The sequence below is a fragment of the Brevibacillus migulae genome (assembly GCF_004521915.1).
Classification (GTDB): domain Bacteria; phylum Bacillota; class Bacilli; order Brevibacillales; family Brevibacillaceae; genus Brevibacillus_F; species Brevibacillus_F migulae.
Genome location: NZ_SDKD01000026.1, coordinates 20,003 through 41,250, shown reverse-complemented (window position 1 = coordinate 41,250; position 21,248 = coordinate 20,003). Strand labels below are relative to the sequence as shown.

Annotated in this window: 18 protein-coding genes; 5 read left to right on the top strand and 13 right to left on the bottom strand. The window is 50.1% G+C overall.

The annotated features are described in order from the left end of the window. Positions 1-20 precede the first annotated feature (20 nt). The gene (locus tag EIZ37_RS22305) at positions 21-1,409 is read left to right on the top strand and encodes a metallophosphoesterase family protein (RefSeq protein WP_134686975.1); all 1,389 of its coding nucleotides are present in this window, start codon (positions 21-23) and stop codon (positions 1,407-1,409) included. A 149-nt stretch (positions 1,410-1,558) separates the two neighbouring features. On the opposite strand, the gene EIZ37_RS22300 is transcribed toward EIZ37_RS22305, so the two are convergent. The 4 genes from EIZ37_RS22300 to EIZ37_RS22285 all read right to left on the bottom strand — a co-directional run bounded on the left by EIZ37_RS22300 (position 1,559) and on the right by EIZ37_RS22285 (position 6,110). Continuing rightward, positions 1,559-1,870 (bottom strand): hypothetical protein, encoded by a 312-nt coding sequence (locus EIZ37_RS22300; protein WP_134686974.1) that lies wholly within the window; start codon positions 1,868-1,870, stop codon positions 1,559-1,561. Continuing rightward, positions 1,867-2,313, bottom strand: a complete 447-nt coding sequence (locus tag EIZ37_RS22295) for a MarR family winged helix-turn-helix transcriptional regulator (RefSeq protein ID WP_134686973.1) — start codon at positions 2,311-2,313, stop codon at positions 1,867-1,869. The genes EIZ37_RS22300 and EIZ37_RS22295 overlap by 4 nt, the downstream gene beginning before the upstream one ends. A gap of 181 nt (positions 2,314-2,494) precedes the next feature. Continuing rightward, positions 2,495-4,504, bottom strand: coding sequence for a methyl-accepting chemotaxis protein (locus EIZ37_RS22290; RefSeq protein WP_167569086.1), 2,010 nt, complete (start codon positions 4,502-4,504; stop codon positions 2,495-2,497). A 190-nt stretch (positions 4,505-4,694) separates the two neighbouring features. Beyond that, complete coding sequence (locus EIZ37_RS22285) at positions 4,695-6,110, bottom strand: SpoVR family protein (RefSeq protein ID WP_134686971.1); 1,416 nt, start codon at positions 6,108-6,110, stop codon at positions 4,695-4,697. Between the two features lie 165 nt (positions 6,111-6,275). On the opposite strand from EIZ37_RS22285, the gene EIZ37_RS22280 reads away from it, so the two are divergent. Continuing rightward, positions 6,276-6,650, top strand: coding sequence for a DUF423 domain-containing protein (locus EIZ37_RS22280; protein WP_134686970.1), 375 nt, complete (start codon positions 6,276-6,278; stop codon positions 6,648-6,650). 278 nt (positions 6,651-6,928) lie between these two features. Here the strand turns inward: EIZ37_RS22280 and EIZ37_RS22275 are convergent, their stop codons facing one another. The 6 genes from EIZ37_RS22275 to EIZ37_RS22250 all read right to left on the bottom strand — a co-directional run bounded on the left by EIZ37_RS22275 (position 6,929) and on the right by EIZ37_RS22250 (position 15,734). Further along, entirely contained in the window at positions 6,929-8,515 is a 1,587-nt protein-coding gene (locus EIZ37_RS22275) for an ATP-binding protein (protein WP_134686969.1), read from the bottom strand. 132 nt (positions 8,516-8,647) lie between these two features. Further along, positions 8,648-11,674: a thermonuclease family protein gene (locus EIZ37_RS22270; protein ID WP_134686968.1), complete on the bottom strand. Its 3,027-nt coding sequence runs from the start codon at positions 11,672-11,674 to the stop codon at positions 8,648-8,650. A 167-nt stretch (positions 11,675-11,841) separates the two neighbouring features. Beyond that, positions 11,842-13,617 (bottom strand): M3 family oligoendopeptidase, encoded by a 1,776-nt coding sequence (locus tag EIZ37_RS22265; RefSeq protein WP_134686967.1) that lies wholly within the window; start codon positions 13,615-13,617, stop codon positions 11,842-11,844. Positions 13,618-13,649: 32 nt separating this feature from the next. Then, a complete protein-coding gene (locus tag EIZ37_RS22260; protein WP_235828162.1) occupies positions 13,650-13,964 on the bottom strand; it encodes a hypothetical protein in 315 nt (104 codons plus the stop codon). Between the two features lie 68 nt (positions 13,965-14,032). Beyond that, on the bottom strand, positions 14,033-14,908 hold the full coding sequence (locus EIZ37_RS22255) for an EamA family transporter (RefSeq protein WP_134686966.1): 876 nt from the start codon (positions 14,906-14,908) through the stop codon (positions 14,033-14,035). 238 nt (positions 14,909-15,146) lie between these two features. Further along, positions 15,147-15,734, bottom strand: a complete 588-nt coding sequence (locus EIZ37_RS22250; protein ID WP_134686965.1) for a CGNR zinc finger domain-containing protein — start codon at positions 15,732-15,734, stop codon at positions 15,147-15,149. Between the two features lie 171 nt (positions 15,735-15,905). On the opposite strand from EIZ37_RS22250, the gene EIZ37_RS22245 reads away from it, so the two are divergent. Continuing rightward, positions 15,906-16,397 (top strand): DinB family protein, encoded by a 492-nt coding sequence (locus EIZ37_RS22245; RefSeq protein ID WP_134686964.1) that lies wholly within the window; start codon positions 15,906-15,908, stop codon positions 16,395-16,397. A gap of 101 nt (positions 16,398-16,498) precedes the next feature. Further along, positions 16,499-17,353, top strand: a complete 855-nt coding sequence (locus EIZ37_RS22240; RefSeq protein ID WP_235828161.1) for a GNAT family N-acetyltransferase — start codon at positions 16,499-16,501, stop codon at positions 17,351-17,353. Positions 17,354-17,483: 130 nt separating this feature from the next. Here the strand turns inward: EIZ37_RS22240 and EIZ37_RS22235 are convergent, their stop codons facing one another. Then, complete coding sequence (locus EIZ37_RS22235; RefSeq protein ID WP_134686963.1) at positions 17,484-17,927, bottom strand: flavodoxin; 444 nt, start codon at positions 17,925-17,927, stop codon at positions 17,484-17,486. A gap of 197 nt (positions 17,928-18,124) precedes the next feature. Here EIZ37_RS22235 and EIZ37_RS22230 point away from each other — a divergent pair, with 197 nt between their 5' ends. Then, on the top strand, positions 18,125-18,640 hold the full coding sequence (locus EIZ37_RS22230; RefSeq protein ID WP_134686962.1) for a FixH family protein: 516 nt from the start codon (positions 18,125-18,127) through the stop codon (positions 18,638-18,640). A gap of 131 nt (positions 18,641-18,771) precedes the next feature. On the opposite strand, the gene EIZ37_RS22225 is transcribed toward EIZ37_RS22230, so the two are convergent. Next, complete coding sequence (locus EIZ37_RS22225) at positions 18,772-19,617, bottom strand: PRD domain-containing protein (protein ID WP_134686961.1); 846 nt, start codon at positions 19,615-19,617, stop codon at positions 18,772-18,774. A 114-nt stretch (positions 19,618-19,731) separates the two neighbouring features. Beyond that, positions 19,732-21,144, bottom strand: a complete 1,413-nt coding sequence (locus EIZ37_RS22220; RefSeq protein WP_134686981.1) for a sucrose-specific PTS transporter subunit IIBC — start codon at positions 21,142-21,144, stop codon at positions 19,732-19,734. Between the last annotated feature and the right edge of the window lie 104 nt (positions 21,145-21,248).

Below are 21,248 nucleotides of genomic sequence, written 5' to 3'. Positions count from 1 at the left end.
GAATAATAGGGAGGATTCATATGAAAAAGGGGCAACTCTGCGCAGCGGTGACGCTCACCGCAACATTGCTTGGCAGCTATACGGCCTTGCCTGTACAGGCGAAAGAGCAGCAGGCAGAAATCGAGCCTGTGAAAATCGCCATTTTTTCCGATCCGCATTACTACGCTCCTGAGCTCGGGATTACCGGGGAAGCCTTTGAAAAGTATCTGGCCGGTGACCGCAAGCTGCTGGCGGAAAGCAAAGCGATTCTCGAAGCGGCGCTCGACGATATCATGGAAAGTGATGCGGATGTCGTACTGATTTCCGGCGATTTGACCAAAGATGGTGAAAAAATCAGTCACGAGCAGTTCGCCGAGCAGCTCAAAAAAGTTGAGAAAAGCGGCAAGAAAGTATACGTCATCGAGGGGAATCACGACATTTACAATCCCCACGCCGTATCCTTTGAAGGCAGCAAGACCAAGCCGGTAGACCACATATCCCCCAAGGAATTTAAATCGATCTATAAAGATTTCGGGTATGGTGAAGCGATTGCCAAAGACCCCAACTCTCTTAGCTATGTAGTAGAGCCCTCCGAGGGAATTCGTCTGATCGTGATGGATTCAGCCCTTTACAGCACAAATCTGAAGGACGACTATCCCAAAACGGGCGGTGCCTTCTCCAGCAGCCGCTTCAAATGGATCGAAAATCAAATCAAAGAAGCCAGAAGCGAAGGTAAGCTGGTCCTCGGAATGACCCATCATGGAATCATCGAGCATTTCTCTTTGCAGGATGAATTTTTTCCCGACTATGTCGTAAAAAATTGGCAAACCGTTTCCAAGCGCTTAGCTGATCTGGGGATGAAGGCTGTCTTTACCGGCCACTTCCACGCGCACGACATCGTGAAAAAAGAGACGAACAATGACCGTTTCCTTTTTGATATCGAGACGGGCTCCCTCGTCACGTACCCGTCCCCTTACCGATTCATCGAGATTACCGATGACTATGAGATGAAAATCAGCACCAAGACGGTCAAAGAGATTGACTACGATACAGACGGAAAGTCTTTTCCCGAATATTCCAGGCAGTTCCTCGAGGATGGACTGGACAAGCTGGTTCCAGCCATGCTGGCCGAGCTGCTGATCGAGCAAGGGGTGCCGCAGCAAGAAGCTCTTAAACAGGCACAGCAGCTGGCCAAGAAAGAAATCGGAAATGACCTGACCATCGGGGATCTGCTCGCCGGCGGCATGATTGCCCATTATCGAGGTGACGAACAAACGGATAAGAGCCTGGAAATGGTGATTGAACAACTGATAGACTCAAAAGACGATATGACCCGGACTCTCGGAGAAGCGCTCGACTCTCTCTATCACGATACTCGCCCGAAAGATGGCAAGCTGACCACTGATCTGGAAACGGGAAAAATCAAATAATCAGCTTGGCGAGACGATGATCACACCTTGACGGCCAAAACGAAAAAGGAGAGGAAACGGATTCCTTCTCCTTTTTCGTACGTTTCCTGCCAAGATATATCGTGCCCTAATCAACTGTTGTATTGTACACCAATCGATCGGACAGATATCTACCAACCAAATGCAGCAAGTGTATACACGATAAAACCCGCAGACAAAATGGCAGAGAGGATGGTCACCACCTTCATGATCTTTGAACAACGCTTATGCCGAAGCATGCGGTAAAGTGACACACCGATCGTGATCGCAGTCGCTATGATCATCAACCTGCGCACCCAGATCATGCTCGACATGGTCGCCATCACGCTCGTCTGGCTCCCCAACAAAAATAAGAGGCCCATATGCAGCCAGTGATGGGAAGAAGCCAGAAAGGCCAGAAGTACAGAAGTGATCGAGGTGGTTACCTGAGATTTCGCATTCATTGCGCTTCCCCCCTTGTCTGCTTCAACGCAGCCGTAAAGATCTGAAAGCCCTCCAATACCTTTTGCTGCTCGTTTGCTTCCACGTTGCTCAGGATGGACTCGTAGAAACGGATGGATTGTTCACGCAGCGTCTCCATGGATCTTTCCCCTTTTTCCGTTAATCGTAGAACGACTTCCCGTCGATTTTGCTCATTCAACTCTCTGGAAACGAATCCGCCTTTTACGAGACTATCGATCAATCGGCTGACTGAGCTTCGTTCCAGCCGCAGCTTTTCCGCAAGCTCTTTCATCGACATCGAGCTTTTCTCCAGCTCCTGCATCGCGAACACTTGGGAGAGGGACATCGAAAAGCCGCAGGGTGTCTCCGTCTGCTCCAATACCCCGAACAAACGGATGAATTGCTGCACTGCTGATCGCAGCGTAATGATTTCGTTACGGTCCATGAGATCCTCCTTATTATGTATCGATCAACTGTTGTATTATACATCAATAATAAATCGCTTCATTTCCCCTGTCAATCCTTTCACTCTTCCCTCAGTACATTGTGGTCTCTACTCTAAAAAATAGCACCTAGTATCCCGAGGGAGGGAACTAGGTGCTTGTCTTTTTCAGCCATCGATGCAGTTAGACTTTAAATGTTGAAATGAGCTCCTGCAGCTCTTCCGCCATTTTGGAGAGCGCATTGGCCGATGCAGATATTTCCTCCATCGAAGCCAATTGCTCCTCTGTTCCTGCGGATATACTTTGTGTGCCATACGCTGTAGCACTGGAGAGTTCGTTGATCTCATCCATAGAAGCTACCACCTTTTGCGTGTGCACCGAAAGGGTTTGTGTCGCCGTGGATACCTCTTTAATCTGTTTGGCAACTTCATTAACGAATTGATTGATCTGCGTGAAGGAAAGTCGCGCATTGTTCACCACATAGATTCCTTCCTGAACTTCCTTTGTTCCCTGTTCCATCGATTCAACTGCTTTACTGGTTTCTGCCTGGATATCTTGGATCAGTGCAGTGATTTGTCGAGCCGATCCGGATGCGTCCTCCGCCAGCTTTCGAACCTCATCTGCAACTACTGCAAACCCTCTTCCGTGTTCGCCAGCTCGGGCAGCTTCAATGGCAGCATTAAGTGCCAGCAGATTAGTCTGGCCCGCAATTCCTGTAATCGCACTGGTAATAGTGCCAATCTCTCCTGAGCGTATACCTAAGCCTTTGACTACGTCTGCTAGTCCCAAAATCGTCTGCTGAATGGCATTCATTTGCTGGATGGCCATATGGATCGATTGATTTCCATTCTGAGCGATTTCAGCTGCTTGACTCGCTACTTCGGAAACATGCTGCGCGTTCGATGCAATCCGTTGAATTCCCATCGACATCTCTTTCACAGATTGAGAGCTGTCTGTGATATTCTGGACTTGCTGCTCACTACCCGCTGCCAGCTCCTGAGCGGTACTGGCGATCTGCTCTGTTGCCTTGCTTGTCTGATCCGCGCTCGCATTAAGCTGCTCTGCGGAAGCAGCAACCTGCTCAGAGTTGTTTCCAACCTGCTGAATGAGATGGCGCAATTTGTGTGCCGTTTGATTGAAGCTGGTACTCACCTGACTCATTTCATCCCTAGTTTCCAGCTCGACTTGGATTTTCAAGTCTCCGTCCGCCAGTGATAGCGTGGCTTCCTTGAGCAGTGTAATGCTCCGGTTGATAGACAGATAAAAAGCGATGAACCCGTAAATAGCCAGCAAGATGACAAGCGTTGATAGCATAATCGTAATCGTTCTTTGATTGCTCAACTGGTCAGAAGCATCCTGCAGCAGTCCCTCCATATATTTCTGCTGTTCGTCCAACACGACAAAGCTGCTATCGATTGTCTTTGTGGCAACATCCATGTACGCTGCCGGACTATATTGAATGGAGGAGCTTTTCAACAACTCTTTATCCACCAAATTGAGAAATCCCGCCGTTTGTTCCTGCATCTTCTCATAGGCGCTCTTAACAGTCGGCGACGTATTCATTTCCATTTCATGTTCGAGCGTCTGATTTCGACTGGTCACCGAGGAATATAAATCGATAAGTTTCCGTTCAAGCTCTGGAGTCAATTGCTTTGTATTTAGAACCGTGAGTCCGTTCGCTCTAACTTGACCGAGTTTTTCCGATAATTCCGGAAGCGTTTTTACGATACTAGAGATAACATAGTAATTTTCCATATTGTTCGCGAGGTACAGATTCGAGTTTTCTGAAGCCGCTACCATAAAATCAAGTACTTTGCCGATATAAGCCGTATGCTGCTCAACAGCCTCGGCCGCTGTCACCCCTTCAAATCCGGGAACCATTGTTATCCACGCCTGCTTAATGTCCGTCCATTTCTCCAGTACCCCTGAAAGGGATACGCTCTCATTCAGCAACGTCTCAATTTTCTGTATATCCTGCTCGATTTCTTGCTGCTTCGCTTTCATTTTCTGTTGGTAGCTTGCATCGCCGCTTAAAAAGGAATTGGCAATGGCTCTATGCTGCTGGACGTCCTGCAAAAAATCCTTCGTCAATCCATTTAGAACCAAACCCGCTCGTCGTGTTTCCAAAGTGGTTAAGTCTACGGAGACTTGCTGCACTACCATCCAAACGAAGATTATGATTGGAATAATCAACAGCCCTCCAATCAGGCTAAATTTCTGGGGATACTTAAAGCGATTAAGTAGTATGATTCCTGGTCGAAAAAATGCGTTCATGTAGATTCGATCCTCCTGATGAATATTTCCATACTTTAAGGATATACCCCCGTATATTTCTTCCAAAACAAAAGAACTGCCCATCAGCTTCGGGCAGTTCTTATTTCCTTTACAAAAACCGGCGATGCACCTTTTTTCCATCATAGGTAAACAGCACACCGCGATCTTCAATGACGGTCTCCAGATGAACGCTCTTGCTCCACAGCGTATGCACGTACGGGAGCGTCTTCTCGATGTATTTGGTATCCAGCTCAAGCCCTTCAAAATGATGCTTGAGATACAGCTCTCCCATGCGCAAATAGTCGCCGTCCCACACGGTAATATAAGGAAAGCAGCCATTTACCCGCACGCCGGCCAGACCGTCGCGCACTTGCTCCCATGCCTTGTCGGTGACCACCCAATCATTGCCCTGCTTGCCGAACATGTACAAATCCAGCTTGTTGACCAGATCCTCCGTCAAATAATTGCGGATGAAGCTGGTATCCGACTCCAGCTCGCGCACCTCGAATATTTTGGCGCGTCCTTCCCCCGGCTTGCGTCCGAAGCGTTCCTGCTCTTCACGTGTCGGGTTATTGTAGCGCTCTTCAATGTCCTCAAAGATTTTCAGCCCCAGATGATAGGGATTGATGCTTGTTGGGGATGGCTGGATAACGGATGCGTGCAGTTTGGCAAACTCGATGGTCTCATCCTCTGTCAGGTCCATTTCGCGCAGGATGCGGCTGTGCCAGTAGGATGCCCAGCCTTCGTTCATGATCTTGGTCTCCATCTGCGGCCAGAAGTACAGCATTTCATCGCGAATGATGGTCAGGATATCCCGCTGCCATTCCTCCAGGCCACTGGCATGCTCCTGGATAAACAGCAGCAGATCTTTTTCTGGCTCGGGAGGGAAGCGACGGGATGCTTTTTGACCGCTCTCGTCGTTATTCTTCGTGCCATCCAAGCGCCACAAGTCGTCGTAAGGAGAATGGCTCTCGCGCTTCGCAGGCTTCTCCTCGGCATCTTTTTTCCAGCGGAGCTTCGGACGCAGCAGGCTCGGATCGATATGCTCCTGAATCGCCAGGCACGCGTCGAGGAAGGTCTCCACTGCTTCTTTTCCATGAGCGATTTCGTATTGGCGGATCCGCTCAGAGCTTGCCGCCATGCTCTCCACCATATCCCGATTGGTGTTGGAGAAACGGGCATTATTTTTGAAGAAATCGCAATGTCCCAAGACATGGGCTACGATCAGCTTGTTCTGAATCAGGCTGTTGCCATCGAGCAAAAAGGCGTAGCATGGATTGGAATTGATCACCAGCTCGTAGATTTTGCTCAAATTCAGATCGTAGCTGAGCTTCATCCGATAAAAGGACTTTCCGAAGCTCCAGTGCGAAAAACGGGTAGGCATGCCATAAGCGCCAAACGTATAAATGATATCCGCCGGGCAAACCTCATAGCGCATCGGATAAAAATCGAGCCCAAAGCCCTTGGCGATCTCCGTAATTTCATCTATCGCACGATCCAGTTCACGCATTTCCTCGTTGGTCATTCGTCATCCCCCCGGTCGAAGATCACATTCCTCTTCTACCTTATGTATATGGGATTAAACGAAAATGACGACAGTTTTGTCTGTTCTGTGGCAAATTGGCCATCGCTAAAGCGGATCGGTTACAATAGATAGGATATCATTACGGGTTCGAGGAGGTATTCTACGTTGCGATTGTTTCTTTTGTTAGGCAGCTTGCATGGATTTCTATCTGTAGCACTCGGTGCATTTGCAGCCCATGGATTGAAAAGCAAGCTTTCCGAATACTCGCTTTCCATCTTTCAAACCGGCGTGCATTACCAGGCGATCCACGCCTTGGCCTTGCTTGCCGTAGCCATTTTGTACAAATTGACGCCTGCCAGCGCAGCACTGACTTGGTCTGGGTGGTGCTTCTTCTTGGGGATCGTCATTTTTTCCGGAAGCTTGTTTGCGCTAAGCCTCACCGGCATCAAAGTACTCGGGGCGATCACACCGATCGGCGGAGTACTGTTCCTGGCAGGCTGGGTGCTGCTTGCGTATCACGCTTGGACAAGCGCTTCCTGATCCGTTCATTCGAAGTTTTACCATCAGCAAGGTTTGGGCAAACATGGTGACGAAGGAAGGGCCCTCTCTCCCCTTCCTCACGTGGGTGTTGCCAAAAGTCAAACGGAAAGAGAAAAAGAGTGAAGGATAAATGCTGCTTCCTTTCACTCTTTTTGTCGTTTTATCTTAAGCTGCTGCCACGCTGGAGAGCCTCTTTCGAAACGGAGCGGTCAGTCTCCACTTCCCTGCATTACGGAGTTGCGGAAACGCGCTCTCCCCACCGCAGCCACGAAGCAAGGCTATGTTTCTGTTACCAGCGGCAAAGACAGATGAAAAGTCGTCCCTTTTTTCTCCTCGCTCGTCACCGTCAACGTGCCGCCTTGATCTTCCACGATTTTGTGGCATATGGACAATCCCAATCCGGTTCCATTCTCCTTTGTTGTATAGAAAGGCAAAAAGATATGAGGCAGCTCAGACTCAGGAATGCCGCGGCCCGTGTCGATCACTTCAATCATCGCGTTGTCCTTCTGCCGTGAGAGGCGGATGGTCACGGTCCCCGATTCCTGCATGGCATCAAAGGCATTTTTCACGAGGTTCAACAGCACCTGGATCATCTTATCCCGATCGATCCGTACATAGAGACTGTCAGCCAGGATTTCCACGTGCAGCGCATGTCCTTTTAACAATGCTTCCGATTCGGTCAGGTAGACAATACGCTGGATGCAATCGCTTATCAATTCCACGCGAAATTTGGTCATGTGCGGCTTGGAGAACTGCAGCAACTCGGAAGTCAGCTCACTCACCCGAGAAATTTCGTGCATCAAGATATCGTACCAGCGCTCGATATTGTAATCATTCTCCTTGGATATTTGCAAAAATCCTTTGACCGCAGTGATCGGGTTACGGATTTCATGTGCCATGCCCGCCGCCAGTTCACCGACGACCCGCAGCTTTTCGGAGCGGAGCATATCTTCCTCCAGCCGGAGCCACAGCTCACGTTTCATGCTGGCCACGCGTTTTTCCGCTATCGTCAGGATATCTTCCTTGTTTTTCGCCTCGCCCGGGAAAAAGACACAGCCGTAGGTCACTTCGATTCCAAAGGATTGCTTGGCTTCACCGGCAAATCGGATCACCGAATCATTGATGGATTCCGCTGTCTTGTCCGCTACTCGTGAGACGACGACAAACTCATCTCCCCCATAGCGCGAGATGAAATACGCATCCGGAAACCAATCGTGCAGCAGCTGGCTCGTGCGTAACAGGATCCGATTGCCCGCTTCATACCCATAATCACTGTTCAACGATTTCAAATCATTGCAATCGATCAGGATAAAACATAAGGAAGCCCCTTTATGGACCAATTCCTGCAGCCGGATATGACATTCCTGAAAATTGACCAGCCCAGTCAAGGCATCGTGCTTGGCCAAAAAGTCGTAGCGCCTGTCCAGATCGTGCTTCTCCCTTTCAAAACGGACGATAAAATGCACGGCGGCCGCAACGGCCATAGCGGCCATGATATCACTCAAGATCACCAGCGCATGGCTGAGATCAAAGGGATCGTAAGTAAGGCGAATCGTCGCAAATACGACTATGTAGGTAAAGGCAGCGGCGATGGATTTTCCCAATTCCTTGAACCGATACGCTTCCTTCCCGACAAAGAACAAATAAAGCGGAGTAAACCCATTTACCATACTGGACCATTGAAACAGTGCCAAGGTCAGCAGCTGCAGCAACCAGAGCCGCGGATACATCTTTTCCATCCAGACCAAGAACAGCAGCAAGCCGCCGGACACGAACAGAAAAGGGAGATGACACACCGTGTTCAACAAAATCGATGACAACGATATGTGAATGACAAAGATCGTAATCGCCAGTCTAAATAACAAAGCACATCTCCTCGGCTCTCCCTGTACAAAGATCGTCTTTTTCTATTCGGCACCGTTCGCGAAAAACCTTCCTGATTTTACGTAGTTTTCCAAGAAAAACCTCCCTTTTGGAAAAGGGAGGAGGTTCGTTCCTTATTCGATTTTGTGTTTTCCTAAATCATCGATGACATCAATGCCTTTGCTTTCCCATTCATCTGCAGGATCAAAGGGGCCGTTCACACTCGTATTGCCCTTGTGAACACTGCTCTTACGCACCAACGTCTGATCCACCGTCCTGACACCTGTTCCCCAGGCAGTGCCCGGATCGACACCGACCGCTCCGATGACATCAATCACGGTTCCGGTCTTTGTGGTGGGGTCGAAGTTCTTATAGAGCACCAGTGCATCGTCCCCATTAAAGTAAGTGACCGTGCTTGTCGCTTGCGCCTTTTCCAAGATCGCTGCATTGGCAGACGCATTGGCAATCACATAGGTGCTGCCAGCCGCCAGCTTTCCGGTAAAGGTGAAGGTATTGGTAGGGGACGTGTTCCCGTTAGCATACAGCACCAAAGCATAACCCCCAGCCGCGAGGTCGATTTCCTGATCCGTGCCGTTATAGATTTCGATCGCCTTGTTGTTGCTTGTGCCCTCCACATATTCGGAGATCAACAGATCCGTTACGACAGGGTCTGGAGTCGTGCCGGATTCCGCCTTGATCAAGACGGGGAATCCTTGCACATCGACGGCTTCTCCTTTTTTGATGGTCGCCACCAACGTGACGGTTGTATCGTGCATCAGTCCTTCGCGGTTGACTGTACCTGTCGAGAGCTGAATCAGATCACTTTGCACAGGATTGCGCAGGCTCCATTCAATTGTCGACCCACCTTCTCCTGCTGTCGGCAGCGCAATGACAGGCGATGTGCCGTCGTAATCGAGTTTCAGCGCTGCTTTATCGGCAGCCACTGTCAGACCATCCGCCACTTCCTGTGCAGGCATTGGGTCATAACCGTTCTCCTCGGCTTCCTCGGGTGATGCGAAAAAGACGCGGGCTTCCACCGGGATCGCCTTAAACTCCTCAGGCGCTACATATTCATGGGTATAGTAGTTGCCGACATAGCGGGTCAGGCCTTTGCCTTGCTCGCGTCCGCGGAACTCAAACGGCAGCTCCAGCAATGGATCATACGGATTCCAGATGCCTTTCCCATCCAAAACCGCTTCCTTGACAGCTCGGGAATAAGGCTCGTAGACCTCTTCATCAAACGGCCAGATGAAATAGGTCGCAGCATATCCGCTCTGTACCATTTCCATATTCGTGTTCAGCTGATCACGATCCCGTATGACCTCCGCAAGCAATCGGCCATAATCATCGGTAGCTTCTACGCCCACCTTTACCGTGACATCCTCACCAGCCGGGAGCAGCGTTTTCAAATAAGCCTTCGCTTTCTCCCCATGGACCTTCTGGTTGCGATCCAGCTCATTATTGACGGTATGATACGTTTCCGGAGTGTCGATATTCACGTAACGGACCTTGGTGATGCCGATCACTGGCTCCGACAAATGTACCGTATCCCCATCGACGACATCCGAAACGACGGATGGATACGAACCGGCTTGCGTCGGCGGATCCGGCTGCTCGGTCAGCAATTGCAGATCAGATTCCTTGCGCGGGAGCAATTGGTAGCCGCTGTCAAACTGCCCAACGATCGCGGTGATCTTGTACCATTTTTTCGCCTTTACGCTGCTGATGTCCATGCTGTCCTGCATGATGCGCAGGGTGACGCCATGGAATTGGCTGTCGATCAGGTTGACGTTGTATCCTCCGCCCGCCGGACTGCCCGGAATGCTATCGATAAAACCGGTGACTTCCACCAATGTGCCTTCCAGCGGCTCCGCAGCGCTTGCCTCTTCAAGCTGCGCCAGATCGATCGCGACAGGCTGCGGCAATGGGTTATTCTGTGACAACACCTTGACGCCATCCGCAGCAGGAACGATTTCCGTCAGACCACGATACACCGTGATTTTTCCCGTTACCTCCACCTTATCACCCTCCACCAGCTCTGGAAATAAGCTTGCATTTTGGTTAAAGATGTTGATACCGCCGCTTTGGTCCTGCATAAACGTTGACAATTTTCCGCCGCCAATCGCCGCATTGTCTGCGGTCACGATCCCTTTGATCGTCACGGTTTCTCCTTCCATGGTACGGGCCTTGGCGATGCTCAGCTGGTCAGGGTCATGGAAATCAAACCGGAACGGTTCACTCTTGAGATCATCAGTGGCCATTGCCACTTTCTCCTTCGTTACGATTACCCGCGCATCCGCGACATCATCCGCATCCGCATGATGGTTCGCTTTTCCGGTAAAGGCAATCGAGAAGCTCTGTCCATCGATGCGTCTGATGTCATAGTTCAGGCCTTCCGGCAGATTCGTAATCAGTACGTGATCTTTGCTAAGATCATCAGCAAAAGCGCCGTCCTCGACGGAAACGATCTGCTCTTGCTCGATGCTTCCGTCATTCTCGTCCGCTTCGACGATCGTCTGCTCCTTCAGGACAAGCACAGGATCCGGCTGCAGCTCGCGCAGTTTTTCTTCCGCATCGACAAGCTCGTCCAGATTGCGGATCTCGCTTTCCTGTGCTCCCAGCGCCAGCGCCGCATTGACCTTTTCTCTTGCTGCTGCTACGGCCGGAGCATCCGCTAACGTCAAATCGTCAAGCGATGGGAGCGCGTCGATGGCTGCCGTTGCTTCCCGCACTGCGCGCTCTCTGTCTGAATTGTCTTTAAACTTAACCGTTACTTCGAATACCGCTCTGACGTTGGCCATCTTCGCTTCGATTTCGGCAGTACCGGGACGAACGGCCGATACGTTTCCGTTCTTATCCACGACGGCTACCTTTTTGTCCAACGATTTCCATTGAATCTTCTTGTCCGTGATGACGTTTCCATTTTCATCCTTCGCGGTCGCTACGAGGGTAAGCGTCTCGTCGTCCTTGCTGCCCAACTGCAAAATCGCATCGGTTGCCTCATTGGCAATCTCGATAACCGCTACTTTTCCTTCTTTTGCTGCTTGCACGTCATCCTTCGCGCTTTGATGCTGGGGAGCTGCAGTTGCTTGCAAGACCGGTACGGCAACCAGGCTGCTTGCGACCAGCAAAGCCGCTATTTTGGGGGCTTTCCGTTTCATAGATTCCTCCTTCAATTTTTTGGGAGATTCTGTACTTCCATGATACTATGGAGCCCACTAGGCATTGTGGCTTATTTTGTCGACACTTTTCCCAATTTTTTGTAAAGCGAATGTAAAAAAGCCCGCTCCTTCGCAGAAGGAAACAGGCTTTTTTTCTGGTCTCGCAATTACTCTGTCAAACGCAAAAATTCCTCGATATCCGCTACGGCCAAATCCACAGCTTGCTGCCAGAACTCGACTTCCCCCATCTCTACACCCAAATGACGTTTGGCCAGCTCTTCAACAGGCAGCCTGCCTGTGTCACGCAACAGATTGATGTATTTCTCCTCGAAGGCGAGTCCTTCTTCCAAGGTGCGGGCATACAGACTCAGGCTGAACAAATAGCCGAATGTATACGGAAAGTTATAGAACGGATAAGTCGTAATGTAAAAATGCAGCTTCGATGCCCAGAAATGTGGTTCGTACGAGGAAAGAGCATCTCCATACGCCTCCCGCTGCGCTTCCTCCATCAATTGATTCAAGCGGCCGACCGAGACAAGCCCTTTTTTGCGCTCCGCGTAGAAGCGCTGCTCGAACAGGAAGCGTGCCTGGATGTTCATAAAGTAAGCGACGCTTTGCTGGATTTTATCTTCCAACAGGGCGATTCTTTCTTCCGGGGTGCTTGCTTCCCGGACAGCGGCATCCGCCACGATGGTTTCCGCATAGGTGGAGGCCGTCTCCGCTACGTTCATCGCATAATTTTGCGCCATCGGCGGCACTCCGCTCATGACGTGCTGGTGAAAAGCGTGCCCCAGCTCATGGGCCAGCGTAGACACATTGCCGGTATTCCCCGCATAGGTCATAAAGATCCGCGACTGTCCGCTCTGCGGAAAGCTTGTGCAAAAGCCACCGGGACGCTTGCCAGGCCGATCCTCCGCCTCAATCCAGCGATCCGCAAATGCAATGCCAGCCATTTCCTTCAGCCTCGGACTGAAACGACCAAAATGCTCCTGAATGAAGGCCGCTGCTTCCTCATAAGGGATCACTTTGTTCACACTGCCAAGCGGTGCGCCGACATCCGCCCAGCTCAGCTTTTCTACCCCCAACAACTTCGCTTTTCGCTCCAGGTATGCGACGAGCCGGTCTTTCCGATTGTTGATCGCTTCCCACATCGCATGCAAGGTACGCTCCGACATACGGTTGATATCCATCGGTTCCTTCAGGATATCGTCCCAGCCGCGGTGGCGATACAGCTGCAGGCGGAAGCCGCCCAGATGATTGAGCGCCTGTGCGCACAGCTCGCCCTGCTCTGCCCAAGCTTGCTGCCACTTGGCGAAGACGCGTTCGCGGACATCGCGATCGACATGAGACATCAGATTGGCAGCCTGCCCGACCGAGAGCTGCTGCAGCTTCCCTTCATGCTCTACCTCGATTTTGATCCGCCCTACGACTGCATTGTACAGATCCTGCCATCCATGGTAGCCGTCGACCGCCAGATCATTGGCCAGCACTTCCTGCTCAGGAGCAAGCTTTTCCTTCGCCCGGCGTCTTCTCTCCTCCAGCGGGAAAGCAATCTGCACATGCTCCGGATGGTCAAGCAAAGCTTGCCACTGCTCATCGGAAATGTTCAGCAGTTGCTCCTCCCATTTTGTCAGGGCTCCATGGTAGGAAGCGCCGATCGATTTTACCCGCCCGCTGACGAGCACTGCATGCTCATCCCTGACATCCTGCGCGGTGAGGCAGGATGTAAATGCCCCGGCCTGCTTCAGACGAACCGCAATGCTTTGAATGGCAGCAATCAAGGCCGCGTGGTCCTCGATCGTCTGCGCCCCTTTGTCGATCGCTTGCTGCAGCTTGGCAATATCCTGTTCCAGCTGATCCAGATGGGCGCTAAACTCCGCCGATTGACTGCCTCCTGCAAAGAACACATCCAGATCCCAGGTTTGCGACAAATGCTTTTCCATGTTACTCCTCCTTCTTTATGGCTATCCCATTCTTACTCCCGATTGGGCTTCTTATACCGATACATGGCGTGATCGGCTTTCACCTTGCGAATGGCCAGCATGACCGGCAAGCCCCGGGCCACCCAGCGCAAGGCAGATAAAATGTTAGCTTCCTCTTCAAACTGCTCCACGATCGTGATCGTTTTCTCATTGATGTATTGCTGCAGCTCTTCCCATCCCAAACCGGAATAATAATCCGTGCCATAGGTGCGCAGATCCACAAAATCCTGAAATTTTGGATTTGGCATCTGCATCAGGCGCCGCATCGCCAAAACGCATTCAGGATGAATCCTCTGATCGGTTGACACTTTTTTCTCGGTTCCTTTCTTTTGATCGATTGATTATGTATTCTCCCAGTAGATGCCAATTCCCTTTCTTACGGATTCACATATCCCTTCAAGCGCTGCTTGACTAACTCCGGCACGGCGATCCCCAGCAAAATGATGATGACTCCCAGCCACTGCAGCCCGGTCACCTGCTCGTGCAGGACAAAGCGGGACATGACCACTGCTGTCGGCAGCTCCGCCGAGCCCAGAATGAGGGCGAGCATCGATCCGATCCGCGGGACGCCGAACGTAAAGCACAAGATGGAGATCAGGACGAAAAGAGCCAGTCCTGATCCATACATCCATAGCCCTTCTCCCAATGCGCCATTGTAGAGAAAGCGTGGCGGATAAACGAGGAACGTCATCAGCATGGCTCCCGTCATCATGATCGCGTTGCGCGACCAGGAGCTGACCTGCAACGCCACACGACCACTCAGCAGGATAAAGAAAGAATACGAGATCGCTGCCAACAAACCCAGCAGCATGCCAAGCAACGAAAATTGCTGCTCGGCTTCGATGACCCCTGAGGCCAATACGGTACCCACCAAGAGGAGGACAAGTGCGGCCAGCTTGGCAGGCTCAGGCCAGCTTTTGCTGAGCAGACTCTCCCAGAGCATGCCGATCCAGGTGAATTGAAACAGCATGATGATGGCCAGCGAGGCGTCCATGTATTGTAGCGCCGCATAATAAAAGATACCGGTAAGCCCTGTGCATAGGCCGGTGGCCAGTAAGGAGAGCCATTCTTTCTTCCCTGCCTGTCTGCCACCGAAAAGGAGCACGAGCAGCCAGGAGAGCAGAGCCGCTATCAACAGCTGGCATCCGGTTACTTCATCTACGGTAAATCCTGCGTCATAGGCAAATTTCACGATTGTGGAGAGCACGCCGTAGCTGCAAGCCCCAATGAATACTAGTAGTGTCCAACCCATCTGTACCTTCTCCGATCTTCTTTTCATCCGGCAAAACGTTCCCTATCTTATCACGCTGCTGATCGACATCGCAACTATCCATGGTCATCCTCCGTCCATTCTATTTTGCAGCAGCATTAGAAAAAACTTGGCTACGCCAAGTCTTTGGCGGAGCTTAGTTGCTATTATGTCGATGAGAATTTTATAAATTCTTATCGACTGAAAAAAGCTATCTCGACCTGAGACAGCCCTCTTGCTTTCATTTCCCTTTTTTCCCCTCGTCCTCAGCCGCTGCCGCACGCGTTTTTTGTCTTTCCCGAAAACGACGAACCTTCATCAGATTCCCGCACGTTTTATCTTCACACCAGCGGCGTACGCGGTTGCGGCTTTCATCATAAAAAATCCAGCAGCAATCCTGGTTGTCGCAAATTTTCAGCCGCCTTATATCTTCGTGGACCAAAAAATCGGCAAATGATGCCGCGATCTGACTCGTGACCAGCGGCCAGCCTGGGACGGACGATATCTGCTCAAGATGAAACCCAACGGCTTCTCCTTTGACCAATTGTGGATGAGAGGGCGCCAACGCCAGTGCCTGATTGACGACGGCAAGATCCGCAGGCTCGTACCCGACATCATGTACCAAATCCTCGATCATTCGTCTCATGGCTTCCCGCAATTCCCCTAATCGTTTCCTTGCTTCGGCATCTATGGGAAGCGGCGCCTCTAGCTTCCATCGCGCGCAAAAAGATTCCAGCCAACCTTGCCGATCCAGTCGGTCTTCTGAACGTCCTGTACCGCGCCAATCCCGCCAATCGCTATTTAAAAAATCCATAAACAAAAAATCCATGCCAATCCCCCAGCTTTCCTGTTGACCCCACCATCGGCATATGGTAAATTGTTCCTGTAACCAACGTTTATTGTTTTGATGGTTACATTCTTTACCTTCTTACTTTTATTATACCGTGAACAGACTGGTGCGAACATTGTTTTCAAAAACGAATAGAGGAGGTTGCTTGCAATGAATCGTATCGAAATGTTGCGAAAAGAACTGAATCATACCTTTGCTGAGGAATCTTGGTATCCCCCGCTGCAGCCTGCACTGGAAGGCCTGACTGCGGCACAAGCTAGCTGGCGGCCTACCGGCGAAGCAGCCAATACGATCTGGGAGACGGTCAATCACCTGCTCTACTACAAAGAGCGCCTGTTAAAAAGATTGCAAGGCAAAGAACTCGAACATGTCATCGATACAAATGATGGTACCTACGAAGTCGTCGCTCCAGAGGATGAAGCTGCATGGGCAGCTACTGTAAAACGTGCGGAAGCGATCCATCGCGAGCTCCAGGAAGTGTTGGCCACCCTCCAAGACGATGCCTTCGACCGCCCTTCTCCCCAACCTTCTCTCGGGGAAGCCGTTCTCAACATCATCCTGCACGATGCTTATCATACGGGACAAATCATCCAGATCCGCAAGCTGCAAGGATCCTGGGTTGCACGCCGATCGTTCGAATGATGACAGAGAGCCTATCCATACGCGTTATTCAGCCTGACGAGATTGAACGCTTTTCCTCTTTGTGTGGTCACGCATCGTCTGCCCACGCTGTCCAGCTATACATGGAAAACATGTTTTCCACTCGCTCGATGCGTCCACAATGGTGCTATTTTCTCGAAGAAGCAAATACACCGATTGGTCAGGCAGCCCTTTGGACGCTGCCCAAATTGGATATTCCTCTGTCTATGGTACTGTGGGAGCTTCCATGGGAAAGTGAGAATCTCATCGAACTGGGTGCCGCTTTTTTTGCCGACTTGTTTCCGCTGTTAAAGCAGCAGGGGGCGAAGCAATTGGAGTATGTGCTAGACACCCCTCCCCATGCTCCGCAGTTTCAAACGTTTCCTGAAAAACGAGCCCAGTTGTTACGGCAAGCGGGTTTTACCCTTGAACGCGAAACGATGCGATTTGAGTGGAATTCGGCTAGTAGTACGCTTCCGCCTCATTCTCCTCCGCTCCAGTACCGCTCTCTGTCACAGGTAGGAGAAGAGGACATGATTGAAGCCATTATGCGCGTCTCCATGCATACCTTGGATAAACGCATCGAAAATGAGCGAGAACAGCTTGGTGCATATGCGCATGCCAAAGAGCTATACGCGGATCTGCAAAACATGCAGGCGCACCCGGACTGGTGGCAAATCGGATACACCCATGAAGGGGAACTGGTGGGAATCGTGTTGCCGGCATTTGCACCTGCTTTTGCCACGATCGCCTATATCGGAGTGGTACCCGAGCATCGTGGAAAGCGTTATATCGACAGCTTGCTCGCACAGGGGACCAAAACACTGCTTAATGCCGATGTTGATGCCATCCGCGCTGACACTGACATTCGCAATGTTCCTATGCAACATGCATTTTTGCGGGCAGGCTATCAACGGTTTGCCCAACGAAGCGAGTATTTGTTAAAAACGATCCCATAAGCAGATCCCATGCTATTCTCTTGCACATGTTTTTCTAATGTCGATGGGAATTTTATATATTCCTATCACGAAAAAAGACCGGAGCGTCGATCTGCTCCGGTCTCTTCTTTATCAGAATGCAGGCCTGCCATTAACCGAAATGTTTCGCGAATGCTTCACCAAAGCTCCGGCACTTTTCCTTCTCTGCGGCAGTGGGAGCCAGCTCTACTTTCAACCCTTCCAGCACGACTTCCGCTCCACGCTCCGCTGCCTTCGCAATCAATAAGTCAACAGCAGCCCCCACATGCTCGTAAGCAGAATCGCACGAACCGAATACGGCTACTTTTTTGCCGGCCAAGTCCAATTGATCCATGTCTTCATATAAATCCAAAAACACATCAGGCAGCTCTCCGTCCCCCCACGTATAAGCGCCAAGCAAAATGCCGTCATAAGCTTCCAGATCGGCAGCTGATGCGTCCATTACCTCTTTTTCCACCAGATCAAGCCCGGATGAGCGCACGCCTTCCGCGATCGCCTCTGCCATTTCCCCGGTGTTTCCTGTCATGCTCGCATAGATCATGATCAAAGATGACATGAAAGTCTCTCCCTCTCCACATAAAAGATAATGAAAATCAATCTCATTTACATGTTAATCTCATTGAGAATGATTGTCAATTATCTATTTAGAGTATTAGGAGTATGCATCAAATGACTCACTAGGGCTATTGATTCGATTCAATAGATACTCTATATTTTCAATAGTACTAAATTTTCTTCGAGGTGTTTACTCAAATGAAACTTTTCCGCAATAGCCTTTTACCAGTCGCAGCGCTGATGACCTTACTCGTTACTGCCGCTTGCGGTTCAACCACTGGCACCGATCACGCGCAGCACGCTTCGCATGGAACAACCGGAGAGCAGCAAGCTCAGGAGGTGCAATCAGAAGCCTCTGGAGCCGCACACGAACACGCTGAACACGCTTCAGCCGGGCAGTCAGAAAGCCACCATCACAGTGATTCACTTGCCATTGCCTTTACGCCAAATGATCACATAAAAGCAAATCAAGAGACTACCTTGTCCGCAGTGCTGACCAATGAAAGCCAGCCTCTGACCGGAGCTGCCGTAAAGTTTGAATATTGGCTGGCTAACGAGGAAAAGCATGAATTCATCGATGCATCCGAGACAAAGCCTGGTGAATACGCCGCTGCGCTTACGATCGCGAAGTCGGGAGATTATACCGTGAAAGTACACGTCGAAAAAGGCCAAGAGATTCATACTCATCAAGAGGCCGCTTTCAAAGTCGAATAAGACTGCAATGCCGTCACTATGTTAAGTGACGGTTTTTTTGCCTTTTGCGTGAAAAAGGCAGCCGCTTTTTTGGGAGTGGCTGCCTTTCTGTTTGGATTATCGATCAATAGATGCTCACGACGTACTCTCATTCATGTCGAAATCTTGAGTTTATGATATATCTTTTGAATTTGAATGGCGATATAGACCAGTTCCATATCCGACATTTCAAAATCATATTCTTCTTTTGCAAATTGGCCTGCTTTTTGTGCACACCAGTAAAATTCCTTGTACGTTTCTTTGATGACTTGAGAGATTTCCGGTTTTAACAAATTGGCTGATTCGCCCGCTTCCGAACGTTGTATCGAGAAACGCAAATGGGTTACCAATCGTTCAAAGGCAACCGTCTCTTCGGGAATCTTGATATGCAAGCAGTCTTCGATGACTTCAATCATGTCATGTATCATTGTCGTCAGATCCATCGTTTTTGTCATATCCCCGACGTTCATTTTAGCCGTATGGATATGCATGGCGATATAGCCGACCTCGTCTTCCGGGATCTCTACGCCCAGCTTATCCTGGATGAGTGCTTTTGCCCAGCAGCCAATCTGGAATTCCTTCGTATACAGGATTTTAATCTCCTTGAGCAATGTATTTTTGATCACCATCCCTTTTGCTAATCGTTCCAAGGCAAAAGATAAGTGATCTGTCAATGCGATATGAATATGCTCCCCTAATGTAACGCCCAATTCTTGCTCCGTGTAGGAGATAATCTCCTCCGCCACCTGGATATGCTCTTCCGGGAGAGTAGACAGGATTTCTTCAAATTTTTCGTGCTCCGACCACCCTGTCGTGACAAATACTTTTTCAATCTTTGTCCGATCGATCAGGTCATTCTTCCTTTTCTGAAAGGCAATAGCCAAACCCAGAATGATTTTCTCTTCTCCCTGATCAGAGACCACAACCGCATTATTGTTAAGAATTTTTTTGATTTTCATGGTATTCCTCCTATCTTGCGCCCTGCAGTTGTGAGGAGTTCCACTACCTAAAAGTGTACCGTAGCTATCCCCTTTGTGCGTATCCAATTTCACCCACCGGCACGGATGATGTGTCTAATCGATCTCTTCGTCTTTCATGCCCAGCATCCACGTAGCGAGGAAAGCTCCGATGACGGAGATGGCAAAACCCGTCAGATAATGCGTAATATTCAAAAGTCCCAATGGCGCTACAATCGCGATCATCGGGATTCCAGTTAACCCATACGAATTCGCCAGCACATGCGTAAACACTACATAGGCACCGCCCAGGCCGCCGCCAATCGCTGCTCCTATAAATGGCCTGACCAATCTCAGGTTAATGCCAAATATGACTGGTTCAATGATCCCCAAAAAAGATGAAAGCGCTGCGGGTATTGCTATCTTCCTCAGCCTCTTGCTTTTCGTTTTGAAATATACGGCTAAAGCAGCGCCTCCTTGGGCAACGTTTGCCATCGACCAGATTGGAAGCAAGAAGTTGGCACCGACAGTCGGATCAGCGAGCAGCTCCGCCTCGATTGCATGTAAACTATGATGGAGTCCCGTAATCACAAACAACGCATATAACCCCCCAAAAAGAAAGCCTGCCAAAAATCCTCCATAATGGTAGACATACTCCAGCCCGCTTGTAATTAAGCTGCCAAAATACAATCCCACCGGGCCGATCGCGACCAGCGAGATGCAGGCGGTAAACATCACCGTAACAAAGGGAATCACCAACAGATCTAATGAGGTGGGCACAAACCTTCGTAAGCCTTTCTCCACCTGGCTCATCACATATACGGATAGCAACATCGGAATCACCGTACCTTGATATCCGATCAAAGGAACGACATATCCAAACAAATTCATCGTATCCGGGACTCTGCTGCCAAGCTCCGTAGGATTTAATAATGACGGGTGGGTTAAAATCCCCCCGACGACTGCACCCAAGTATGGATTGCCGCCAAATTCTCTAGCTGCACTGTAACCGATCAATATGGGAAGAATAATAAATGACGAGCTGGAAAAGATCTGCAGCATACTCATCCAGGCGCTGCCCGGAGCTATCCAATGAAATGCCTTTACCATACCAATCAGACCCATCAGCAAGCCGCTGGCGACAATTGCTGGAATAATCGGTACGAAAATGTTTGAGATTGTTTGAATCAGTCGAGCAAATGCAGGCATTTTCCTTGGTTTCTCTTCTTGGCGCAGGGCCAAATCTTGCGGCGGTTCCATCTCCGGTGTGACTGTTGGAGAGATCATGTCTTCAGCGACAAGAGCCCTATAGATCCTGTTTACTCTACCGGATCCAAAGATAATCTGCATTTGACCGCCCCTGAAAACTACCCCTTCTACCCCTTCTATGTTTTCAATCGCTGCCATATCCGCCTTTTCCTCATCATGGAGAAACAGCCTCAGGCGTGAGGCACAATGGGTCGAACTAACAATATTTTCCTTCCCCCCAACTAAAGGCAATAGCTCTCGAACGATTTCTTTCGGCTGCATTCCCATACCTGTCACGATCCCCTCCATTTCCCAATTATCATCCCACCAGAATGGATAACTATGAGCCAGAAAGGACGAATTATATAGAACAAAGACGTTCAGAA

Bases quoted from the DNA above. Each gene is read 5' to 3' on its own strand.
- EIZ37_RS22235 (WP_134686963.1), bottom strand. From the start codon at position 17,927: ATGTCATCTTTGATCATGATCTATGCGAGCATGACAGGAAACACCGGG.
- EIZ37_RS22265 (WP_134686967.1), bottom strand. From the start codon at position 13,617: ATGGAAAAGCATTTGTCGCAAACCTGGGATCTGGATGTGTTCTTTGCA.
- EIZ37_RS22230 (WP_134686962.1), top strand. From the start codon at position 18,125: ATGAAACTTTTCCGCAATAGCCTTTTACCAGTCGCAGCGCTGATGACC.
- EIZ37_RS22245 (WP_134686964.1), top strand. From the start codon at position 15,906: ATGAATCGTATCGAAATGTTGCGAAAAGAACTGAATCATACCTTTGCT.
- EIZ37_RS22305 (WP_134686975.1), top strand. From the start codon at position 21: ATGAAAAAGGGGCAACTCTGCGCAGCGGTGACGCTCACCGCAACATTG.
- EIZ37_RS22255 (WP_134686966.1), bottom strand. From the start codon at position 14,908: ATGGGTTGGACACTACTAGTATTCATTGGGGCTTGCAGCTACGGCGTG.
- EIZ37_RS22225 (WP_134686961.1), bottom strand. From the start codon at position 19,617: ATGAAAATCAAAAAAATTCTTAACAATAATGCGGTTGTGGTCTCTGAT.
- EIZ37_RS22220 (WP_134686981.1), bottom strand. From the start codon at position 21,144: ATGCAGCCGAAAGAAATCGTTCGAGAGCTATTGCCTTTAGTTGGGGGG.
- EIZ37_RS22270 (WP_134686968.1), bottom strand. From the start codon at position 11,674: ATGAAACGGAAAGCCCCCAAAATAGCGGCTTTGCTGGTCGCAAGCAGC.
- EIZ37_RS22250 (WP_134686965.1), bottom strand. From the start codon at position 15,734: ATGGATTTTTTGTTTATGGATTTTTTAAATAGCGATTGGCGGGATTGG.
- EIZ37_RS22240 (WP_235828161.1), top strand. From the start codon at position 16,499: ATGGAAAACATGTTTTCCACTCGCTCGATGCGTCCACAATGGTGCTAT.
- EIZ37_RS22285 (WP_134686971.1), bottom strand. From the start codon at position 6,110: ATGACCAACGAGGAAATGCGTGAACTGGATCGTGCGATAGATGAAATT.
- EIZ37_RS22295 (WP_134686973.1), bottom strand. From the start codon at position 2,313: ATGGACCGTAACGAAATCATTACGCTGCGATCAGCAGTGCAGCAATTC.
- EIZ37_RS22300 (WP_134686974.1), bottom strand. From the start codon at position 1,870: ATGAATGCGAAATCTCAGGTAACCACCTCGATCACTTCTGTACTTCTG.